22 protein-coding genes are annotated in these 19,781 nt (G+C 59.9%); 8 read left to right on the top strand and 14 right to left on the bottom strand.

All coding sequences use genetic code 11. The annotated features are described in order from the left end of the window. Positions 1-37: 37 nt before the first annotated feature. Positions 38-1,438 carry an MFS transporter gene (locus tag U5A67_RS17680; RefSeq protein ID WP_321815496.1) on the top strand — a complete coding sequence of 467 codons (1,401 nt, stop codon included), beginning with the start codon at positions 38-40 and terminating at the stop codon, positions 1,436-1,438. Positions 1,439-1,528: 90 nt separating this feature from the next. Here U5A67_RS17680 and catA read toward each other — a convergent pair whose 3' ends face one another. After that, entirely contained in the window at positions 1,529-2,464 is a 936-nt protein-coding gene (gene catA / locus U5A67_RS17675) for a catechol 1,2-dioxygenase (protein WP_321815495.1), read from the bottom strand. 202 nt (positions 2,465-2,666) lie between these two features. Further along, positions 2,667-3,245, bottom strand: a complete 579-nt coding sequence (locus U5A67_RS17670; protein ID WP_205980583.1) for a TetR/AcrR family transcriptional regulator — start codon at positions 3,243-3,245, stop codon at positions 2,667-2,669. Positions 3,246-3,584: 339 nt separating this feature from the next. Here U5A67_RS17670 and U5A67_RS17665 point away from each other — a divergent pair, with 339 nt between their 5' ends. The 3 genes from U5A67_RS17665 (at position 3,585) to U5A67_RS17655 (ending at position 6,851) form a co-directional block, all read left to right on the top strand. Beyond that, positions 3,585-5,570: a tyrosine-protein phosphatase gene (locus U5A67_RS17665; protein WP_321815494.1), complete on the top strand. Its 1,986-nt coding sequence runs from the start codon at positions 3,585-3,587 to the stop codon at positions 5,568-5,570. 106 nt (positions 5,571-5,676) lie between these two features. Next, positions 5,677-6,357: a VIT1/CCC1 transporter family protein gene (locus U5A67_RS17660; protein WP_321815493.1), complete on the top strand. Its 681-nt coding sequence runs from the start codon at positions 5,677-5,679 to the stop codon at positions 6,355-6,357. A gap of 110 nt (positions 6,358-6,467) precedes the next feature. Further along, a complete protein-coding gene (locus U5A67_RS17655; protein WP_321815492.1) occupies positions 6,468-6,851 on the top strand; it encodes a hypothetical protein in 384 nt (127 codons plus the stop codon). A 51-nt stretch (positions 6,852-6,902) separates the two neighbouring features. Here the strand turns inward: U5A67_RS17655 and U5A67_RS17650 are convergent, their stop codons facing one another. The 4 genes from U5A67_RS17650 to U5A67_RS17635 all read right to left on the bottom strand — a co-directional run bounded on the left by U5A67_RS17650 (position 6,903) and on the right by U5A67_RS17635 (position 8,901). Next, complete coding sequence (locus U5A67_RS17650; protein ID WP_321815491.1) at positions 6,903-7,619, bottom strand: O-methyltransferase; 717 nt, start codon at positions 7,617-7,619, stop codon at positions 6,903-6,905. A gap of 71 nt (positions 7,620-7,690) precedes the next feature. Beyond that, complete coding sequence (locus tag U5A67_RS17645; protein WP_205980578.1) at positions 7,691-7,987, bottom strand: 4Fe-4S dicluster domain-containing protein; 297 nt, start codon at positions 7,985-7,987, stop codon at positions 7,691-7,693. Beyond that, positions 7,984-8,301 carry a hypothetical protein gene (locus U5A67_RS17640; protein WP_321815490.1) on the bottom strand — a complete coding sequence of 106 codons (318 nt, stop codon included), beginning with the start codon at positions 8,299-8,301 and terminating at the stop codon, positions 7,984-7,986. Before U5A67_RS17640 ends, U5A67_RS17645 begins: the two co-directional genes overlap by 4 nt. Before the next feature lie 12 nt (positions 8,302-8,313). Next, complete coding sequence (locus U5A67_RS17635) at positions 8,314-8,901, bottom strand: RNA polymerase sigma factor (protein ID WP_321815489.1); 588 nt, start codon at positions 8,899-8,901, stop codon at positions 8,314-8,316. Between the two features lie 229 nt (positions 8,902-9,130). On the opposite strand from U5A67_RS17635, the gene U5A67_RS17630 reads away from it, so the two are divergent. Then, positions 9,131-9,895 (top strand): SDR family NAD(P)-dependent oxidoreductase, encoded by a 765-nt coding sequence (locus U5A67_RS17630; RefSeq protein WP_205980575.1) that lies wholly within the window; start codon positions 9,131-9,133, stop codon positions 9,893-9,895. Between the two features lie 46 nt (positions 9,896-9,941). Here U5A67_RS17630 and flhC read toward each other — a convergent pair whose 3' ends face one another. The 3 genes from flhC to U5A67_RS17615 all read right to left on the bottom strand — a co-directional run bounded on the left by flhC (position 9,942) and on the right by U5A67_RS17615 (position 11,429). After that, complete coding sequence (gene flhC / locus U5A67_RS17625; RefSeq protein ID WP_415767859.1) at positions 9,942-10,571, bottom strand: flagellar transcriptional regulator FlhC; 630 nt, start codon at positions 10,569-10,571, stop codon at positions 9,942-9,944. A 16-nt stretch (positions 10,572-10,587) separates the two neighbouring features. Further along, positions 10,588-10,905, bottom strand: a complete 318-nt coding sequence (gene flhD, locus U5A67_RS17620; protein ID WP_321815488.1) for a flagellar transcriptional regulator FlhD — start codon at positions 10,903-10,905, stop codon at positions 10,588-10,590. A 179-nt stretch (positions 10,906-11,084) separates the two neighbouring features. Continuing rightward, on the bottom strand, positions 11,085-11,429 hold the full coding sequence (locus U5A67_RS17615; RefSeq protein WP_321959728.1) for a hypothetical protein: 345 nt from the start codon (positions 11,427-11,429) through the stop codon (positions 11,085-11,087). A gap of 309 nt (positions 11,430-11,738) precedes the next feature. Here U5A67_RS17615 and U5A67_RS17610 point away from each other — a divergent pair, with 309 nt between their 5' ends. Next, entirely contained in the window at positions 11,739-12,104 is a 366-nt protein-coding gene (locus U5A67_RS17610) for a fucose-binding lectin II (protein WP_205980573.1), read from the top strand. 82 nt (positions 12,105-12,186) lie between these two features. Here the strand turns inward: U5A67_RS17610 and U5A67_RS17605 are convergent, their stop codons facing one another. From U5A67_RS17605 to U5A67_RS17585, 5 genes are all read right to left on the bottom strand, one after another. Then, a complete protein-coding gene (locus U5A67_RS17605) occupies positions 12,187-13,635 on the bottom strand; it encodes a DHA2 family efflux MFS transporter permease subunit (protein WP_321815487.1) in 1,449 nt (482 codons plus the stop codon). Between the two features lie 116 nt (positions 13,636-13,751). Further along, positions 13,752-14,030 (bottom strand): hypothetical protein, encoded by a 279-nt coding sequence (locus U5A67_RS17600; RefSeq protein WP_321959727.1) that lies wholly within the window; start codon positions 14,028-14,030, stop codon positions 13,752-13,754. Between the two features lie 58 nt (positions 14,031-14,088). Then, positions 14,089-14,844 carry an ABC transporter ATP-binding protein gene (locus U5A67_RS17595; RefSeq protein ID WP_321815486.1) on the bottom strand — a complete coding sequence of 252 codons (756 nt, stop codon included), beginning with the start codon at positions 14,842-14,844 and terminating at the stop codon, positions 14,089-14,091. Beyond that, entirely contained in the window at positions 14,841-15,698 is an 858-nt protein-coding gene (locus U5A67_RS17590) for an ABC transporter permease (protein WP_321815485.1), read from the bottom strand. The genes U5A67_RS17595 and U5A67_RS17590 overlap by 4 nt, the downstream gene beginning before the upstream one ends. 18 nt (positions 15,699-15,716) lie before the next feature. Next, positions 15,717-16,751, bottom strand: coding sequence for an aliphatic sulfonate ABC transporter substrate-binding protein (locus U5A67_RS17585; protein ID WP_321815484.1), 1,035 nt, complete (start codon positions 16,749-16,751; stop codon positions 15,717-15,719). A gap of 317 nt (positions 16,752-17,068) precedes the next feature. Here U5A67_RS17585 and U5A67_RS17580 point away from each other — a divergent pair, with 317 nt between their 5' ends. After that, positions 17,069-18,313, top strand: a complete 1,245-nt coding sequence (locus tag U5A67_RS17580) for an acyl-CoA dehydrogenase family protein (RefSeq protein ID WP_321815483.1) — start codon at positions 17,069-17,071, stop codon at positions 18,311-18,313. A 5-nt stretch (positions 18,314-18,318) separates the two neighbouring features. Next, positions 18,319-19,731 (top strand): LLM class flavin-dependent oxidoreductase, encoded by a 1,413-nt coding sequence (locus U5A67_RS17575; RefSeq protein ID WP_321815482.1) that lies wholly within the window; start codon positions 18,319-18,321, stop codon positions 19,729-19,731. Positions 19,732-19,781: the final 50 nt, after the last annotated feature.

Genomic DNA, 19,781 nt, shown 5'->3' with positions numbered 1-19,781 from the left:
GCACCGGACGCATTCCACATCCCCTTGGAGAATCCGTATGAACACTACTGCGGCCGCCGCCCGCCCCGGCCGACGCGACGCCTACGCCTGGTATGTCGTGATTGTCTGCATGCTCGCGTATGTGTTTTCGTTTATCGACCGCCAGGTCCTCGTGCTCATGATCGAGCCGATCAAACGCGATCTCGTGCTCAGCGATACGCAATTCAGCCTGCTCAGCGGCTTTGCGTTTTCGCTGTTCTACGCCTTCATGGGGCTGCCGATTGCGTTTCTCGCCGACCGTTACGCGCGGCCGCGTCTGATTTCCGTGGGGATAACGATCTGGAGTCTCGCGACTGCGGCATGCGGTGTCAGCCAGAACTTCCTGCAGATGTTCGTTTCGCGCATGGCAGTAGGTGTGGGCGAAGCCGCGCTTTCGCCGGCGGCTTATTCGATGTTGGCCGATTATTTTTCGAAAGAGAAATTGGGGCGCGCGATTGCGGTGTATTCGCTCGGTTCGTTTATTGGCGGCGGCGTGGCGTTTCTGGTCGGCGGCTATGTGATCGCGCTGCTCAAGCATGCTTCGGCATTCACCTTGCCGCTATTCGGACAGATTCATCCGTGGCAGATGACGTTTTTCATCGTCGGCTTGCCTGGGCTCGTGGTTGCGCTGCTGGTGCTGTTCACCGTGCGCGACCCGCAGCGCAAAGGACTCGCACAGGACGGCAGCGGCCGCGCCGCACGCATGACGACCGCCGACGCCCTGCGTTTCGTGTTCCGCCATCGCGCCACGTTCGGCTGCCACTACTTTGGCTTTTCTTTCTACGCGATGACCCTGTTCTCGCTGATGAGCTGGACGCCCGCTTTTTATATTCGCCACTTTGGCCTGAGCCCAGTGCAGGCCGGTTATACGCTCGGCACCGTGCTGCTGGTGGCGAATACTGCAGGCGTATTTTGCGGCGGCTGGTTCAATGACTGGCTGCTGCGACGCGGCTATCAGGACGCACCGATGCGCGCGAGTTGTATCGGCGCGGCCTGTATGCTGGTACCCGCCGCATTGTTCACCCAAGTGCCGGGACTGTATGGCTCGCTTGCAGTGCTCGTGGTGGCGATGTTCTTCGCGTCGTTTCCCATGCCAACTTCGACCGCTGCGATGCAAACGCTCGCGCCCAATCAACTGCGTGCGCAGATTTCCGCACTGTTTTTGCTGGTGCAGAATCTGCTGGCCTTGGGGCTGGGCACGACCATCGTTGCGCTGTTCACCGATAAGGTATTTGCTTCGCCGCTGGCCGTCGGCCATTCGGTGTCGATCGTCAATGCCTGCGCGGCTTCGTTGGCGGTCGTGCTGCTCGGCGTGGGATGCCGGTTCTATCGCGAATCGCTTGCAAGCGAGCAGATCGCGCACAATGGCACCACGGATCGTGCGCTCGATACATCTAAACTCGGCGCGATGACAAACTGAACGCACTGCCCGGTAGCCATAGAAAAAGCCTGCCTCACGAATAATTCGTCAGGCAGGCTTTTTTCGACTATCGGCGCAACGGAAATAGCTTTACGCCACGGCCTCAGTGCGCAAACGGTTGACGATCTGACTGTCCGAACCTTGCAGCAGCGGCGTTAGCGTTACGTCGAATTCGATATGCGTGTACGCATCGTTCTTCAGACCCAGCGCAATGCCGCCCGTTTTCTCCACGACAGGCGGAATGAGTTCTTCGCGCGTGGCGTAGGCGAAGTCATCCCAGATCAGCGGATCGCCTTCGATATTGAATTGCGTGGTGAGCTTGCGGTGATCGCCGCTCGTGACAAAAAAATGCACGTGTGCCGGGCGATTACCGTGGCGGCCCAAACCATCGAGCAACTGCTGCGTGGCGCCATGCGGCGGGCAGCCGTAACCCACGGGCATGAGCGTGCGAAACTCGTACACGCCGTCTGCGCCGGTTTTCACCGAACCGCGCAGATTGAAATCAGTTTGCTTACCCGTCGGGTCGAAATGCGAATAGAACCCGTTGGAATTGGCGTGCCAGCATTCGACGACGGCATTGGCAATGGGCTTGCCGTCCGTACCCTTCACGGTTCCGCGAATGATTAGCGGGCCTGCGTTCGCGTCTTCGTCGAAGTCGATCTTCGCCACACCGTCGCGCACGGGCGCACCGGCCACATAGAGCGGGCCTTCGATCGTGCGCGGCGTGCCGCCGTTCAGACCAGCTGCCATGTCCTGCGCATCCATACGAACGTCGAGGTATTTTTCCAGACCGAGGCCTGCTGCAAGCAGCGCCGCCTCGCCATCCTGGCCCAATTTGTTCAGATAGTTGACGCCAGCCCAGACTTCGTCGGGCGTGATGTCGAGATCGTCGATGGCCTTGAACAGATCGCCGAGCAAACGATGAATGATTTGCTGAAAGCGTGCATTGCCGGCATTGCCGTTGAGATTCGCAGCGGCCTTCAGCAGATCTTGCACTTCTGGGGAATCGAATACTTTGACGCTCATGACGGGTGTCTCCTGATTCGTATTGTGGGGAACAGCAGCGTGGATTTCAGAAGGGCAAATTAGCGATGACTGATTTATCTGTCAAATCAATCATATATTCCCACCATCATCAATCTGATGGATATCACAAACACCGAAACTCGGAACACCAATATTCTGCAATCCAAACTAATCAGGTCGAGCAAGAACACGCTCGCCGCAGTCAGCCCGCCGACGCGAAACGCTTTGCTTCGCGCGCCTTTGTGAGTTCAGCGCGTTTGCGCGCCAGTGACTCCGGCACCGGCAATTGAGCCAGCAGCCAGTCGAGTGACGCCTTCAGCGCCGCCGGATCGAAATCGTCGCGCACGCTGCTCAGGCTGATACCAAAGAGGATATTGAAAAGCGCCAGCACTTCAGGATCACGCTCGCCTTCGGGCAATCCAAGCAGACGGCCATCGGCGCCCGCCAACAACGGTTGGATCTTTTCCTGCAAACGTGCATCGCCACGCGAAGCCATCCAGATTTCGAGCATCGCCACCGTCATTTCGGAAGGCGGCCGCTCGCCCAGGCTGCTCAGAATCAGATATAGCCGTTCTTTCGTGGTGAGCGACTGCATGGCGCTCATCATCGCCGCATCGTGATCCAGCGCCGACGCAATAAAGGCAGGAAACAGATCGTAGCGGCCCTGCGGAAATTGATAACGCAGCGCACCGCGCGTGCAGTCGCACAACTCGCAGAGATATTCCTCGCTCCACGCGCTATAGCCTTCGCGGCCGATGATTTCCGCGGTGATCTGAAACATCCGCGCGCGGGTGCGAAGTGCTTTGGGACTTAGCGGTTTGGAGTCGGGAAATGCTTGATCGGACATATCGGTCTGGTCTGGTCCGTCTGGCAATCCAGAAACGGAAATTCCGATTTTACTAGAGCGCCAGCCAAGGCGGCCCGGACCGGACATATCGAGCCATCGCGCGGCGTTTCCGGCCTCTCGATACACACCCATTCAAAAAATACAACTCTGTATTTTTTCATGAAACATACATATCCGTATGTTTCCATGGCGCCCGCGCATTCGCCGGGAAACGCCGTAGCGACAGCCTTTGGCGGGGCGCCGACTATTTCAAAAGAAAGGAAAAACAAGAATATGCAAGCACGGAACGCCATTGCATGCGCGGTGACCAGCCTGTGTCTGACGATCAATTACGCCCACGCCAGCGACGTCACCTATGCCATCGATACCCCGATCCTCTCGACGCTCGCGAACTTCCGCGACATCGCCGGCATCTCGACCTTGTACGGCGGGACCGGCTATAGCAACAGCGTCGCCAACGACGGTGTGATGCGCACGGGCGTGTTCTATCGTTCGAGCGCACTGTCGAGTCTGAGCGCGGCCGATGCCGCCACGCTCGAGGCACTCGGCATCACGAGCATCTACGACCTGCGCACCACCAGCGAAATTGCCGCCGCGCCGGATGCGAGCGTGTCCGGCGCGACGGACACCAACATCAACATCCTCGCGTCGACTACCGTGACCGCGACCAGCAGCGCCTACACCTCGGTCGCGGGCGCCGATGCCTACATGACGTCGATGTACGACAGCTTCGTGACCGACGCCAGCGAGCGCAGCGAGTTCGCGCAACTGCTGCTCGCACTCGCACACGGCGACAGCGCCGCGCTGATTCACTGCACCTCGGGCAAGGACCGCACGGGCTGGGCGGCCGTGCTGCTCGAAAGTATCGCGGGGGTTTCGTCGAGCCAGATCATGACCGATTATCTGGCCACCAATTCGTATTCGGCGGCCACCATCGAGGCCTATTACGAAGCGGCATTGACTTACTATTCGGCGCTTTACGGCTCAACCGTGGGCGAACAAATGGCCGAGGCCATCAAGGAAATCTACAGCGTCAATTCGAGCTGGCTGACTTCCGCACTGGCCGAAGTCGTTTCCGAATATGGCTCGGTGACGAACTATCTGACTGAAGGCCTGGGCCTGTCGATGGCCGATATTTACGTGCTGCGCGCGAAAATGGTCTATTACAACTCACTGCCCGGCCAGGCGTCGATGCGCGGCAATGCATCCGCTGGCGCAGCGCTTCTGCAGAATCTGCAGAACAGTTCGCTCTCCGGCAACTACACCGCCTTCAATTATTTCCTGCAATCGGCGATCGATGCGGGCACGCTCGATGGCATGGAAAACCGCATCGGCGGCCAGATTCACGCGGACGCGCTGGCGTACCTGATGAATCAGCCCCTCGCGGTCGAATCGGCCATTCGCGATTTCGGCTCGCTCTCGACCGATGGCAAGCCCGAGCATCCGGTCTGGGTTTCCGTCTGGAGCGATATTGCTACGGCCTCGGGGGCAACCGGCAGCGCGAATAGCAAATCCGAAGAAAGCGGCATTCTGATCGGCACGACCCAACGCGTCACGCCTCGCCTGACGCTCTACGCAGCGGTCGGTAGCGAAAACCAGCGTCCCGAAAGCGCAGGCGCGACCGCTTCGATGGACAGCGTGCAGATCGTCGGCGGTGCGCGATACGCACTGGGCGCAGTCAATAGCGGCACGTTCGTGAGCGGCATGCTGATGGCCAGCGAAGGTACGTACGACTCCACGCGCGTGCTCGGCGACGGCCTGGGCACCGCGACCGGCGGCTCGCATCAATGGCTGTACAGCGCAACGGGCATGTTCGGCAAGCGCTTCCAGCTGAAGTCATTCACCATTACGCCGCAGATTGGTTTGCGTTATACGCAGGCGAAAATCAAGGGCTTCCAGGAAACGGGCAGCGAAGTCGCGCTCGATATGCAGGCCATCAAGCACGATCAATTGACTGCGCGTGCCATGGTCGATCTGGATATCAACGATCTTGCGCTCGGCAAATGGACATTCACGCCCGGCATGACGCTGGGCTTTGAAGAAGCCCTGAATTCGCCGACGGTCACCAGCACGGGCACGGTAGAAGGCTATAGCATCAGCCAGATCGCCGCCTATGACACGCGTTATCTCGGCGTGGCAGCGCTCCGGCTGGCCGCGCGCAAAGGCCCGACCAGCGCGGAAATCCGCGTGTCCGGCACGGCCGGCCATCATGGCGCGGCGTCGCTCGCCGGATCGGCATCGCTGCGTTATATGTTCTAGGCGGGCGTCACTCGCCGATCACTGCGCCGATGAGCGATTTGCAGCGAGCCATTTCAAACAATGGCGTATCTTCTGCAAGTCTCCATCTGCTCCCGCACGAGGCCCCATGAGTACCACCACGCCGTCACGCCAGCCGCTCCCCGACAAGCGCGAGCCCGTTCTCAATACGGTCGATCGCGTGACCGAGTTGTGCTTTGGGCTGTTTATGGCGTTGACGTTCGTGGGGGCCATCAAGGCCGTGACGGCAGGCGAAGACGCCGGGCGCAAACTCTTTTTTGCCGCGCTCGGATGCAATCTCGCCTGGGGTCTCGCCGATGCTGTGATGTTTCTGGTTCGCACGCTCGCCGATCGCGGTCAGCGCCTGAGTCTGGCGCTGACCGTGAAGCGCGAACAAGACCCGGCCACCGCCGTCCAGGTATTGCGCAACGCTTTACCGCCGGCGCTCGAACCGCTCGTCGACGACAACGAACTCGAACTCATCCGCTCGCGCCTGGCCGCCGCCACTACGCTGCCGCCGCGCGCGCATTTCCAGCGCGACGATTTTATCGGCGCAATCGGCATCTTTCTGCTGGTGGTCATATCGACATTTCCGGTTGCGCTGCCCTTCCTCCTCGTGAGCGATCACGTGACCGCACTGGTCATCTCGCGCGTGCTCACGCTGGCCATGCTTTTCGCCGCGGGCTTCGCGCTCGGTCGTTATACCGGTGCAGGCGCCTTGAAAGCCGGCTTTGCCATGACGCTGCTCGGCACCGTGCTGACTGCCGCCATCATTGCGCTTGGCGGTTAGTCCAATTCGGCATTTAAGGGTTTTCCATAGCCACCACCAGGGCAACAATGCCAATGGTTGAGCGGCCTCCGACGTGCTAGGCTTGCCCTCAAACCACTTCGGAGACTGCGATGCCGTTCATCTGCGAAAACGTTGAATGCCGTGCCGTGCTGGCTCGCGGTCAGGTCCGCTCAAAGCAGGAAGATGCGGGCTGGTGCTTCTACTGCCCGGATTGCCGCGCGAGGAATGCACTGCGCGATATCGGCATACCTGGCGGTCCTCACGAGTTTATCCAGCCGGAAAGATCGGGCCCTCCGCACAAGATCGTCGCCACCGCGCGGCCACTGGACGACGGCCGCTATGCGGCACAATTGCGCGTTCAGCGGGCGCTCGCCACGAAAGGCACTTATGCGGTCGAAGAGAACTGGGATGAGCTTGGCATCTTCCTCAATGCACAGGAAGCCGTAGCGCACGCAAAAACTTTCGCGGCAAACGTATTGGCGCGCAAGGCCTGATCACCGGCATCCACGCTTTATCGACTTTATCGGCTTCTTCGGTATAAGCACCTAAGCCACGACAACGGTGAATTCAACGCCGGATTCGAAATCCAGCGTCGTGGTTGAGAAGCGTGGATTGTCTTCGATGTATTGCTTGAAAGGCTGAACCGCGTATTCGGCCGTGTACATATTGTCCGCCAGCACGATCGATCCGGGCCGCAACAGGCGCTCGATGCGCATGAACAGGCTCAGATAGGTATCGGCCCAGACGTCGATAAACACCATATCGAACGTGCCGTCCAGTCCTGCTACGGTCTGGAACACATCGCCTTCCCGCAGATCGACGTAATCCTCCAGGCCCGCCGCGCTCACGTGGGCGCGCAGTTGCGTGCATTTGCGCGTATCGAGTTCGGTGGCGAGCACCACGCCACTGCCCAGGGTGCACAACGCCTCGGCGAAATAAAGCGTGGAAACGCCGCAGGAACTGCCGAGTTCGAGAATGCGCGCGGGACGGTTCGACAACACCATATTGCGCAACAGCCTGCCCGTTTCCGCCGATACCGCCAGCGAAAGCGGCGTGCCCTGCGAAGATTCGAAGTCTTCGCTCGATAGACCGAGCGCTTCGAGATACCGTCCACGCAGCCGGGGCGCGAGCGTTTCATATTCGTCCGCGATATTCAGGAAGCCCTCGTTCGATCCCTGCAATTGCGTTTTGGCGCGCGCGATCACTTCGGCATGGCTCTGTGCGTGAAGCCGCTGCAGCAGAGCGGCAGTAGAAGTTTCCATAAACGCTCCTTTTATTGATGAGTAGCATGCCTAATCATTCAGATGATTCATCTGCGTACGGAATGAGCACCTCAAGCCGTTCTGGCGAGCTTGATCGCGCGCTCGGGGCATGCCGTCACGCACAGTCCGCACGAGCGGCAAGCGTCTGCATTAGGCGTATAGGCGACCTTCATGCCGTGCACGCGCTGCTTGAGCCGATGAAGAAAATCGAGCTTGCGATAATCGTCCTCATCGATACGGCGTATTTCAAACACATTCTCTGGGCAGACTTCCACGCAATCGCCCTTGCCTTCGCAACGCTTCAGGTCCACCACGGGCGCGATCACGCCCGGTGCCTGTTTGCAGTCGCGCGTCAATGTCGCGCTCATGCTTCCTCCCCGCTGCGCCGCGCGCGTCCCGAACGCCATGCCGACTGAAAGTGCTCGCGCTCTTCCGGCGTCATCGCTTCCCATTTGCGCCAGTGACGGCGTTGCCGCCAGCCGCCGCCGTGTCCCCGAAATCCGCCGAACAGGATGCGGCTCAATACCAGCAGTCCGAGCGCGTGGGCAAAGTCAATCGTGCGCGCGCCGACAAAAAGCGCCGGAATCACCCAGTTCCACAACGACATCACAACCCAACCCAGCACGCCGATAGCGACGATCAAAAACAAGGCCTTACCCGCACATCGGATTCGGAATTTCATCCATCGACTCCTTTAAATATCCAGTTCTTCATAAATGGCCTGCAGGCGCGTGCGCAAATGCAAAACCGCATAGCGTTTGCGCGCGAGCAGCGTATTGAGCGTGACGCCGCTTTGCTCCGCCATTTCCTTGAACGAGCGCCCCTCCAGTTCGTGGGCGATAAAGATTTCACGTTGATTCGGCGGCAATTCGTCGAGCGCGTCCTGCAAGGCTTTGAGCACCAGCGTGCGTGCATAGAGTGCTTCTGGCCCGGCGTCCTGTGCAGGCAAAGCCAGGTCGAGCCGATATTCACTGCCCGCTTCGTCCTCTGATTCGGCTTGCGCCAGTTCCGCCAGCGGTTGCTCTTTCTTCTTGCGAAAGCGATCGACAATACGATTGCGCGCGGCGCGAAACAGCCATGCGCTCGCCTGCTCGATTGGCGCGGGCAGCCGGTAGGCCTGCACGAATTCATGGAAGACATCCTGCAGGATGTCCTCGGCATCGTCCGGGTCGCGAATGCGACGCCGGATGAAATTCACGAGCCTTGTACGCTCGCGCACCACAGTCGCGGTGATGTCGCTATCTCGGTCGGTCATCGGCTGCGAAGTGGGTGGCGGTTCCATGCTGCTGAAGACGAATCAGCGCAAAGAATATTGTGGCCGACGTGAGAATTTTTTTGCGTGTGCGTTGTGCAAGCGCCTGGTCAGGCAGCGCCTCCCATCATTTCATTTTTGCAACGTTGGCTTGCAACCAATTCTATTTCGAAATGTGCGGGACATCGATATTCTCCTCTCATCGCAGCACGCAACACCCAACACACCCATCCACTGACTTGATGAAAGGAGCAACACCATGGCACGCAAACTCGACAACAAGATCGCACTCGTCACCGGCGCAACCAGCGGGATCGGCCTCGCCACTGCGCAACGTTTCGCCGCCGAAGGCGCGCACGTCTACCTCACGGGCCGTCGTCAGGCCGAACTCGATGCAGCCGTGAAGAGCATCCGCGAAGCGGGCGGCCAGGCGAGCGGCGTGCGCGTCGATTCCACGAAGCTCACGGAACTCGACGCGCTGTACGCACAGATCAAGGAAGAACAGGGACGTCTGGATGTGCTGTTCGCCAACGCAGGCGGCGGCTCGATGCTGCCCTTCGGCAGCATCACCGAAGAACATTACGATGACACCTTCGATCGCAATGTGAAGGGCGTGCTGTTCACGGTGCAAAAAGCGCTGCCGCTGCTGGCCGAAGGCGCTTCGGTGATCCTCACTGGATCGACGGCCGGCAGCGCGGGCACCGCTGCATTCAGCGTGTATTCGGCGTCGAAGGCCGCCGTGCGCGCCTTCGCCCGTAGCTGGATTCTGGATCTCAAGGACCGCCGCATCCGCGTGAATACGATCAGCCCCGGCGCGACGCGCACGCCCGGCCTGCTCGACCTCGCCGGCGACGACGCCGCCCAACGCCAGGGTCTCGCCGATTATCTGGCCGCGCAAATCCCGATGGGCCGTCTGGGCGAGCCGAACGAAATCGCCAGCGCCGCGCTGTTCCTCGCTTCGGACGATGCGAGCTTCGTGAACGGCATCGAACTGTTCGTCGATGGCGGCCAGCAGCAGATCTGATTCTGATTGCGCGCCCGTTGCAGGCAGTGCCAGGCGGCATAGACACTCACGCCGCCTGCACGGTCTCCTCGTTCACGGCTTCGATGGCGATGTCGTCCGCGACCTCCACGAAGGTCTGCACCACCGATGCCTCGACCACTGCCCGTGCTGCAGCCTTGCGCGTCTTGCCCGCACGCGACGGCGGCTGGCACGCGCCGCACACCACGCCCTTCTGCAGATCGTGCTTGTGCGCGACGAACTTGCCCGTACAACGGCAGCACGCAGTGAGTTGCAGCATCTCCGCTTCGAAGAAACGCACCAGCGTCCACGCGCGCGTCAAGTCGAGCACGGGTTCGGCATCGGTGCGTGTGCAATGCTCCAGATAGAGCCGATATCCCTTCGTGAGCGCATCGAGATGCGAGCAACTCGCCTCTTTCTTCAGAAACAGATACGTATTGAAGAACAGCGAGGCGTGGATATTGGGCATCCACGGCATGTACCAATCGGCGGAAAACGGCAGCATGCCTTTTGGTGGCGAAACGCCGCGCACTTCGCGATAAAGCCGTATCAGGCGATCGCGCGACAGCGTGAGTTCGCTCTCGAGCACCTGCATGCGCGCGCCGAGTTCGATGAGCGCGACGGCGCGAAACACTTCCTGCGCGTCTTCGGTGACGCTCTTTCTGGCCACTGTATTCATGACGTTATGTGCGAGCCTAGACCAGGAGTTCGACGGGATGCCCAGCCATCAGAATGGCAGCATGGGCCGATGCGATTTCGATGTGCTTCGAAGGCTGCGTGAGTGACGACAGCAGCATGTGATCGTTGAAGCGGAACGCGCACAACAGATGATCCGACGAAGCGAGCTTCACGACCTGAGACAGCGACAGGCCGGCCAGCACATCTGCCACTTCGCCGGCCAGTCCAAGCCGGAACATGCCGATTGCCCGATCCTCGCGCAACATACGCTGCGCCAGCATGAGGTAAGAGAGATTGACTTCGCGAATACTTTCCTGAATGTCGAGAGAGTTCATGTTTATTAGCCTCGATCGCTGAACTTCGACGCCTACGCTAAATGCATAACTCACTTCATCCGGCTATTCTGCGTTGATGCGGTCCGAATGAAGGCCGATAGATCAAACGCTGACTAGATGTTTGTTATTTGCAGATTAGTCCGCCGGACACTTTCTGGTCAATATTCATACGAATTGATTTAATCAATCGATCGCGCGAGGCGGTCAACAGTCGTTATCGCAGAAGGCTCGCCTTCGGCACGGAATTCGCATCGCTTGCGGGGGAATCGGTAATTATTCAATGATCTGTAATGTTCTTTCATTCTTGCCGCTTTAAAGCCGGTCATAGATGCCGCGAAGATAGGACCTATGCATTTTCGATGCAAGGGTTTCCCGCTAGCGGAAAAGAGCGATTTAAATCGCTCTTTAGCATCTTCTATTCCTGAAACGAAAAAAAATTGCACCACCGTTCCTGAGGACTGCACGAACGTGCGGGCCGACCGGGCACGACGTTCTATCGCATTCGCGGCACGCTGATCGAACACGGTCCGTTGCGGTCCGATCCGATCCATCGCGGACGAATGCAAGGAGGGAGACGCGGCCATGCAAATGCGCTTCGCGTCGCGCGAAAAGTCATTCGATAACGATTAAATCGACATATCGCATTAATTCAGATTTATTTCAAATCCCACTCAAATCGAATAAATACCCATTCCATATTATTTAATTGCCTGGAATTTTTTTCGATTTTTAATCGATACGATACTCACACCTACTCCAGTAGGTAGCGGGACGAAACACCATGTCTGATGCACTATTCCCGCTTAATGCATAGCTTGAGACAGGAGCGAAACATGTCTGACTTTCAACCGTTTTCCGATCGCAACGGCAATTTCCGCTTGCCGCCGAATACGAACTTCCGCGCGGTCTTTTTCGCCAATGCGGCTTTCCGCCAGGAAGTGAAACTCTATATCGGAGACAGTAAAGAGCCCGCATGGACGTATGCCGGCAACTCGAAGGACGAGGTACGCGGCACGATCCTGAATTCCGGCGAAGGCAACCTGCGCGTCGAAGTGTTCGCGAACGGCAAGAAGTCGGCCACCGATGGCCGTCTCGCGCCGCTGTCGAAGCGCACGTGGTTCGGCATTCTCGCGTCCGAAGATGGCGTGGATACCGATTACAACGACTCGTGCGTAGTGCTGCAATGGCCTATCGGCTGAGTGAACGCATGAGATAAGTGCGTGCCGCCGGGGCTTGCGGGCTCCGGCCGCGCGCCAATCTCACGAGGCGTTCACGAGACATTCACGTGCCCGAGATGCGGTCCTGCTGCGCCGGAGTTTGCTGCGGTGTACGCGTGCGCACGAACGCCGCCGCCAGTACGCAGCCGATCAATGCCGCAATCGCGCCCAGCAGAAACGCGAGGTGATAACCGCTATTGAGCGCGCTGACCGTATCGACGCCCGCCGCCGTCAATGCTTCCGTGCGCGCAGAAGCCAGGCTCGCCAGAATGGCCAGCCCCAACGCGCCGCCCATCATGAAAGACGTGTTGACCACACCGGACGCGAGGCCCGACTCTTCGGGCGCGACATCGCTCATTGCAGCCAGCAATACCGGATTGAACGCCACGCCCGCGCCCAACCCCATCAGCACCATGCCGGGCACAATGCTCGACAGCAATGCGCCCTCGGCAGGCGCGCGCGCGAACACTAGCAAGCCCAGCGCGGCAAGTAATAAACCCAGCGCGAGCGGCGCGCGAATGCCAAAGCGCATCACCAGCCGGGCCGAAAGCCCCAGCGAAAACACGGCCATGATGATATTGGCGGGCAAAAACGCCAGCCCCACCTGCATCGCACTGTAATTCAGCAGGCGCTGCATGTAGAGTGCGGAGATAAAAAACCACGCGAACAATGCCGCCGCCCAGAGTACGCCCACGCCATTGGCCGTGGCCACGTTACGCAGCGCGAACATATGCAGCGGCATGAGCGGATGCGATACGCGCGACTCGATCACAAGAAACGCAATCAATAGCGCGACGGCCACGCCCAGTTGCAGCAAGGTTTGCAGGGAGGTCCAGCCCGCTTCGTTGCCGTGCACAACCGCATAAACAGCCAGCATCAGCGAAGCCGTCACGGCTACGGCGCCCGCAACATCGAGCTTCGCGCGATCAGCCAGTGGTCTGCCTTTGGGCAGCAGCGCCACACAGCCCGCATAGACGGCCACGCCGATCGGCAAGTTGACGAGAAAGATCCAGTGCCAACTCAATGCGCTGGTCAGCAAGCCGCCCAGCAGCACGCCGACACTGCCGCCGCCACCGCCTACGAATCCATAAATGCCCATGGCCTTCGCGCGATCCTCCGGCGAAGTGAACAGGTTCATGATCAGCGAGAGCGATACCGCCGACACCACCGCACCACCCAACCCCTGGACGGCTCGCGCAATGATCAGGATACCTTGCGAATTGGCCAGACCGCAGGCGGCCGAAGCAAGCGTGAATACCGTGATGCCCAGCAGAAATAAGCGTCGATGGCCGAACAGATCACCCAATCTGCCGCCTAACAGCAAGAAGCCGCCGAAGGTCAGCATATAGGCGTTGACGACCCACACCAGCGAGGTTTCCGTAAAGCGCAGATCCGCCCGTATGGACGGCAAGGCAACGTTCACGATGGTCGTGTCCAGCACGATCATCAGCACGCCGAGGCAGAGCACCATCAGCGCGACCCAGCGCTTTCGTTCGTCGATACCATGCGTCATATTCGATTCCTGACTGATCTGGCTTCAACAAGCCAAAGCCCACGAAAATGACGCTCATGATACGCCCGCCCAACGCGCCGGATAAACGCGCTGGGGAACGCCTGGCAGAAAACCGATTACATTTTTAGCGCGACTTTGCGCTTGCGCGATTCCGCCTTGCGGCATAGATCGGTCAATAGCCAGCGCGCAATCTGCTCGGGCCGGTTCTTGCCGTAGGGAGCAAACTTGATTTCGTTCTCGAAGTAGACGATGACGCTGCCCGTCATCACTCGATAAGAACCGGAATAACTGACGCCATCCAGTTCCACACGCAATGAGTGCGTGGTTTCATATTCTGCTGAAGCCAAGGTATTGCGTATTGCGAAAGTGTCAAAAGTATGACGATATCGTTTCACCTGGCATTCGGTCAATCAAATATGCGATTTGTTTCATATTTAGCTAGGTTGGCCGCCGTCATGCCATTACCGCAGCTTCCAGCCGCTCTAGCAATATCGCGCGCAACGGATGCGCGACAAGGCTTTCGCGCTGCCGCGGGCGAGCCGCGCCAAGCTCGAATAGATGACTCGAAGGCCTTGTGAACGGGCCTTTGGCCGGTTCGAGCAGCACGATGCGATCGGCCAGATAAAGCGCTTCGTCGATATCGTGGGTGACAACGAGCGCTGCCATGTGATGCGTCTCGACAATTGTCAGCAGCAATTGTTGTAAACGCATACGCGTCATGGCATCGACGGCGCTAAAGGGTTCGTCCAGCAGCAGCAGACGCGGTTGCGCGAACAGTCCGCGCGCAATCGCCACGCGCTGCGCCATGCCGCCCGAGAGATGTTTGGGCCAACGCTCGGCATCGTCGGCGTTCAGGCCGACTTCGTCGAGCAGCGCCCGGGCATGCGCCAGTGCTGCGCCGCGCGCGCGTTCGGGAAAGGTAATGTTGTCCGCCACGCGCAGCCACGGCAGCAGGCGGGGCTCCTGAAAAATCACGCCCGCAAGCGGCGACGGTCCGCGTTGCATCACACCGTCGAGCGCCACGCTGCCCGTGTAATCGCGGTCGAGCCCGGCCACGATACGCAGCAAGGTGCTCTTGCCGCAACCGCTCGGGCCCAGCAATGCCGTGATTTTTCCGGGTGCGAGCGTAAGCCGCACGTTATCGAGGATCGTGCGATTGCCATAACGCTTCGCGCGAATATCGACATCGAGTAAAGCCGAATGAGTCATGCGCGCTCTCCTTCTATTGCGGTATCGCGCCAGGCCAGCACACGGGATTCGAGCGCGCGCATGGCGCTATCCGTGAGTTTGCCGAGCAGGCCCAATAAGATGATTGCGCCGAAAACGATGTCGGGCCGCCCGGTTTCGCGTCCGTCGCTGAGCAGATAGCCGAGGCCGCGCGTGGCGGCAATCAGTTCGGCGGCCACCACGAACATCCACGACACCGCGAGCGCCGTGCGCAAGCCCGTGAAAATCTGCGGCAAAGCGGCCGGCAACAGAATGCGCAGGAACAGGCGCGATGGCGCAAGCCGGTAAATCGCGCCCAGTTCGAGCAGTTTGCGATCCACATTGCGAATGCCCGACACCACGCTTAAATGCACGGGAAAAAACGCGCCAATTGCAACGAGAGTGATTTTCGGCGCTTCGTCGATGCCCATCCATAACAGCAGCACAGGCACCCACGCAAGCGAGGGAATGGCGCGTAAGGCCTGAAAACTGGGATCGAGCAGCGCGTCCAGACGGCGGCTCAAACCCATTGCCGCGCCCACCGCGACGGCCAGCGCCGCGCCGCAACCAAAACCGGCCGCCACGCGCGCGGTGCTGGCCGCGATATGGCGCAGCAAATGGTCCGCGCCCAGTTGCCAGAGCGCTTCGGCAATCGACGATGGCGCGGGCACGAGGTTATCGGGCAGCACGCGCAGGCGCACCAGCGCTTCGATCACGAGCAGAAACGCCACGGGCAGCCATGTCCCGGCGATGCACCAGCCGCGTGATAGCGAACGCACGCTGTTCGCAGGCTGCGCTTCGGCCGCTATGTCCAGCGCTGGCCGCAACGCGCGCAATGCGGTTTCATCGGCTCCCATCGCCTTGCTCCTCTGCCTTTAAGGACGCTGCGCCGAAGCCAGCGCAGGTTGCGCCGCCTGCGTATCGATCAGCGATTCGATCACGCGGTTCAGATCCGTGCCGGGCTTCACGAGTTGTTCCTGCGCGAGAATGGGGGCGGCGGCTTCCAGTGCCTTAATCTGCGTTGCGCCCGGTTCCGGCTGACTGAAGTCATTGCGACTCAATTGCAGCTTTGCTACTGCGAGCGACACCTTGGAGTCTTCCGCTACGATCTGCGCCGCTTCATCGGGATGCACGCCGATCCATTCGCGGGCCCGTTCGTAGACCTTGAGCACGCGCGTGACCGCGTCCGGATACTGTTTGAGGAAGTCTTCACGAACATTCAGGAATCCCCAGGTATTGAAGTCGACGTTGCGATACAGTAGACGCGCACCGTTGTCGATCTGCGCTGCGGCCATGTGCGGATCAAGTCCGGCCCACGCATCCACCTGCCCGTTGACGAGCGCCGTGCGGCCATCTGGATGCTGAAGATTGACGATCTCCACGTCGTCTCGCGACAGACCGGCGGTGTGCAACGCGCGCAGCGTGAAGAGATAGGGATCGGTGCCCTTGGTCGCTGCAATCTTCTTGCCCTTGAGATCGGCCAGCGTCTTGATCGGCGAATCCTTGCGCACGACCAGCGCCGTCCATTCAGGACGCGAGAAGATATAAACGGTCTTGATCGGATTGCCATTGGCCTTGGCCAGCACGGCCGCGAGCCCCGCCGTCGAACCGATATCGATTGCGCTGCTATTGAGGTATTCCAGCGCGCGATTACTGCCCAGGCTCAGCACCCAACGCACCTGTGTGTGATCCGGTGCGAATGCCTGTTCGAGCCAACCATTGCGCTTGATCACGAGGCTTTCCGGCGAGTAATAAGCGTAATCGAGCTTAATTTCCGCAGGCACAGCGCCGGCGGCCCATGCCGAAACCGCCGGCACGCTCAAAAGCGCCAGCGCCGCGAGTCTGCGCCAGCCGCGCAATGGCGCCGCAATACGATGCAATAGCGTCGGTTTGGTCGTTTGGTCCTGCATCTGTTTTCCCCTTTTTATGCGTGTCGTATTGGACGGCATGGCCGCGTAATCTCCGAGCTTAGAAAAATCCACGCGGGAACAGAACCAAGATTCGCTCACATGGAAAGCAGAGAAAGCGATAACCAATGAAGTCAACGCAATTGGGGCCAACGCAAATCGATAACGCCCATATCGTTTCGAGAATCCGTTATTGGAACGCGACTGCGCGGCTTTCTATACTCGTCGCTCACACCATTGGCAAACTCATTCGCTATTCATGGGTTATTTATCGACGAACCCATGTCTCCATCGCCCAAGACCGCTCAGAGGAAGACAGCATGACTGCATCCAGACCCGACATCGCACGCTCCACGGGCACCGATTACGACACGCTCGCGGCCCGTTTCCGCCCGATCTTCGCCGACATCGCACGTGGCGCCGCCGAGCGCGACCGTGAACGCATCCTGCCGCACGAAGCCATTGCAGCACTCAAGGCAGCGGGCTTTGGTGCAGTGCGCATTCCTGTTCAATATGGCGGCGCAGGCGCGTCCATCCCGCAACTGTTCCGGTTGCTGATCGAACTGGCCGCCGCCGATTCGAATCTGCCACAAGCACTGCGCGCGCATTTCGCCTTTGTCGAAGACTGGTTGAACGCACCGGCCGATGCCGATCAGCGCCTCTGGTTCGACCGCTTCGTGAGCGGCCAGATCGTAGGCAGCGCATGGTCGGAAGTGGGCGATGTGGCCGTCGGCCAGACGAACACCAAGGTTTCCCAGCGCGATGGCCATTACTTTGTAAATGGTTCGAAGTACTACAGTACCGGCACGATCTACGCCGACTGGATCGACGTCTACGCCCAGCGCGCCGAGGACGGCAGTGACGTGATCGCCGCGGTGAGCACGCAGCAAGGCGGCGTCGTGCGCGAAGACGATTGGGACGGCTTCGGCCAGACGACCACGGGCAGCGGCACCACGCTGTTCAAGGACGCTACAGTCGAAGCGCGCAATATCATCGACTTCGAACGCCGCTTCAAATACCAGACCGCGTTCTATCAACTCTTCCACGTCGCCACGCTCGCGGGTATCGCCGAAGCCGTGAAGCGCGATGCCGCCACACTCGTGCGCAACCGCACGCGCGTCTATAGCCACGGCAACGCGCCGCACGTGAGCGAAGATGCGCAGATCCAGCAGGTGGTGGGCGAGATCGCCTCGTGGGCTTATGCCGCCGAGGCCGTCGCGCTGCAATCGGCCGAACCCGCGCAGCGCGCCTATGAGGCGCGTTTCGGCGGCGACGATGCAGCCGAACGCGCAGCCAATGTGGATGCGGAAATCGCTTCGGCACAAAGCCAGCTTGTGACGTCCGAACTCGCTTTGCGCGCGGCCACGCATCTGTTCGATGCGCTGGGTGCTTCGGCTATCAGCAAGCGGCTTGCCCTCGACCGCCACTGGCGCAACGCGCGTACGGTGTCGTCGCACAATCCGCTGGTTTATAAGGCCCGCATCGTGGGCGACTGGACCATCAATGGCACGGAGCCGCCCTTCGTCTGGCAGATCGGCAACGGCGCTGGCCGTGGGAGCAAGTGAGCGTCATGAGCAAAAACATCCGCTTTAACGCCTTCGAAATGAATTGCGTGGGCCATCAGTCGCCCGGTTTGTGGCGCCACCCGCGCGATCGTTCGTGGCAATACAAGGATCTGGAATACTGGACCGATCTCGCGAAGATTCTCGAACGCGGTATTTTCGACGCGATCTTTATCGCCGATGTGATCGGCTATTACGATGTCTATAAGGGCGGCAATTATCACGCGCTGCATCAGGCCGCGCAGATTCCCGTCAACGATCCGCTCCAGCTTGCTGCGCCGCTCGCGCTGGCGACCGAGCATCTGGGTATCGGCATTACGGCTTCGACCAGCTTCGAGCATCCCTACACTTTCGCGCGCCGCCTTTCCACGGCCGATCATCACACCAAGGGACGGCTCGCCTGGAACGTGGTGACGTCCTACCTGGAAAGCGGCGCGAAGAACGTGGGCCAGGGCGGTCTCGCCGATCACAACAATCGCTATGAAGTGGCGGCGGAGTATGTGGAAGTGCTCTACAAGCTCTTCGAAGGCAGTTGGGAAGATGGTGCGGTGGTACGCGATCGGGAAAAAGGCGTATTCACGCATCCCGAGAAGGTCCACGAGATCGGCCACAAGGGAAAATACTTCGAAGTCCCTGGTTATCATCTTTGCGAACCTTCGCCTCAACGTACGCCCGTGCTGTTCCAGGCGGGCGCGTCAGGGCCGGGTAAAACCTTTGCCGCCCAGCACGCGGAATGTGTGTTCGTTGCCGCGCCCACGCAGACGCTGTTGCGCGACTACGTGGCCGAAGTGCGCCGGCAGGCCGAACTCGCGGGCCGCGACCCACGCAAGTTGCTGATCTATAACCTCGTCACGGTGATCGTCGACGAAACCGATGAAAAGGCTCAGGCGAAGTTCGAGGACTATCAGCGCCACGTCTCTTACGATGGCTCGCTCGTGTTCATGTCGGGCTGGACCGGCATCGACTTCGGCCAGTATCTGCCGACCGACACCGTGCGCCGCGTGCAAACCAATGCGATCGTTTCCGCCGTCGAACACCTGGCAGGCGGCGACAAGGCCTGGACCATCGAGGAACTGGCGCGCTGGGGCGGTGTAGGCGGCCTGGGCCCGGTATTCGTGGGTTCGCCCAGCACAGTCGCGGATATTCTCCAGCAATGGGTCGAGTTCACCGACGTCGATGGCTTCAATCTGGCCTACGCAATCGCGCACGAAACCTTCGAGGATGTGGTCGAGCATCTCGTGCCGGAATTGCAGCGTCGCGGTGTGTATGCGCGCGAGTATGCGCCCGGCACGCTGCGCGAAAAGCTCTTCGGCGACGGCGCCAAACTGCCGGACGATCACCCCGCCGCCCACTACCGCGACATCGAACGCGTGAAGCGCGAGGCCGTCGCCCAGCATGCGGAAACCGCCGAAACCGCTTGATGAAATCGGTCCCGCGCCGCCCGGCGTGGGACACCCTCCTTTAGAAAAAC

Source organism: Paraburkholderia sp. J69-1, from assembly GCF_905220255.1.
Classification (GTDB): domain Bacteria; phylum Pseudomonadota; class Gammaproteobacteria; order Burkholderiales; family Burkholderiaceae; genus Paraburkholderia.
This window is presented reverse-complemented; position numbering and strand designations above follow the sequence as displayed.

Excerpts from the sequence above, each read along its gene's own strand:
- U5A67_RS17605 (WP_321815487.1), bottom strand. The coding sequence starts at position 13,635 with ATGACGCATGGTATCGACGAACGAAAGCGCTGGGTCGCGCTGATGGTG.
- U5A67_RS17670 (WP_205980583.1), bottom strand. The coding sequence starts at position 3,245 with ATGTTTCAGATCACCGCGGAAATCATCGGCCGCGAAGGCTATAGCGCG.
- U5A67_RS17590 (WP_321815485.1), bottom strand. The coding sequence starts at position 15,698 with ATGGGAGCCGATGAAACCGCATTGCGCGCGTTGCGGCCAGCGCTGGAC.
- U5A67_RS17650 (WP_321815491.1), bottom strand. The coding sequence starts at position 7,619 with ATGGAAACTTCTACTGCCGCTCTGCTGCAGCGGCTTCACGCACAGAGC.
- catA (WP_321815495.1), bottom strand. The coding sequence starts at position 2,464 with ATGAGCGTCAAAGTATTCGATTCCCCAGAAGTGCAAGATCTGCTGAAG.
- U5A67_RS17640 (WP_321815490.1), bottom strand. The coding sequence starts at position 8,301 with ATGAAATTCCGAATCCGATGTGCGGGTAAGGCCTTGTTTTTGATCGTC.
- U5A67_RS17585 (WP_321815484.1), bottom strand. The coding sequence starts at position 16,751 with ATGCAGGACCAAACGACCAAACCGACGCTATTGCATCGTATTGCGGCG.
- U5A67_RS17595 (WP_321815486.1), bottom strand. The coding sequence starts at position 14,844 with ATGACTCATTCGGCTTTACTCGATGTCGATATTCGCGCGAAGCGTTAT.
- U5A67_RS17635 (WP_321815489.1), bottom strand. The coding sequence starts at position 8,901 with ATGGAACCGCCACCCACTTCGCAGCCGATGACCGACCGAGATAGCGAC.
- U5A67_RS17610 (WP_205980573.1), top strand. The coding sequence starts at position 11,739 with ATGTCTGACTTTCAACCGTTTTCCGATCGCAACGGCAATTTCCGCTTG.
- U5A67_RS17665 (WP_321815494.1), top strand. The coding sequence starts at position 3,585 with ATGCAAGCACGGAACGCCATTGCATGCGCGGTGACCAGCCTGTGTCTG.
- U5A67_RS17680 (WP_321815496.1), top strand. The coding sequence starts at position 38 with ATGAACACTACTGCGGCCGCCGCCCGCCCCGGCCGACGCGACGCCTAC.
- U5A67_RS17645 (WP_205980578.1), bottom strand. The coding sequence starts at position 7,987 with ATGAGCGCGACATTGACGCGCGACTGCAAACAGGCACCGGGCGTGATC.
- flhD (WP_321815488.1), bottom strand. The coding sequence starts at position 10,905 with ATGAACTCTCTCGACATTCAGGAAAGTATTCGCGAAGTCAATCTCTCT.
- U5A67_RS17575 (WP_321815482.1), top strand. The coding sequence starts at position 18,319 with ATGAGCAAAAACATCCGCTTTAACGCCTTCGAAATGAATTGCGTGGGC.
- flhC (WP_415767859.1), bottom strand. The coding sequence starts at position 10,571 with ATGAATACAGTGGCCAGAAAGAGCGTCACCGAAGACGCGCAGGAAGTG.
- U5A67_RS17630 (WP_205980575.1), top strand. The coding sequence starts at position 9,131 with ATGGCACGCAAACTCGACAACAAGATCGCACTCGTCACCGGCGCAACC.
- U5A67_RS17655 (WP_321815492.1), top strand. The coding sequence starts at position 6,468 with ATGCCGTTCATCTGCGAAAACGTTGAATGCCGTGCCGTGCTGGCTCGC.
- U5A67_RS17580 (WP_321815483.1), top strand. The coding sequence starts at position 17,069 with ATGACTGCATCCAGACCCGACATCGCACGCTCCACGGGCACCGATTAC.
- U5A67_RS17660 (WP_321815493.1), top strand. The coding sequence starts at position 5,677 with ATGAGTACCACCACGCCGTCACGCCAGCCGCTCCCCGACAAGCGCGAG.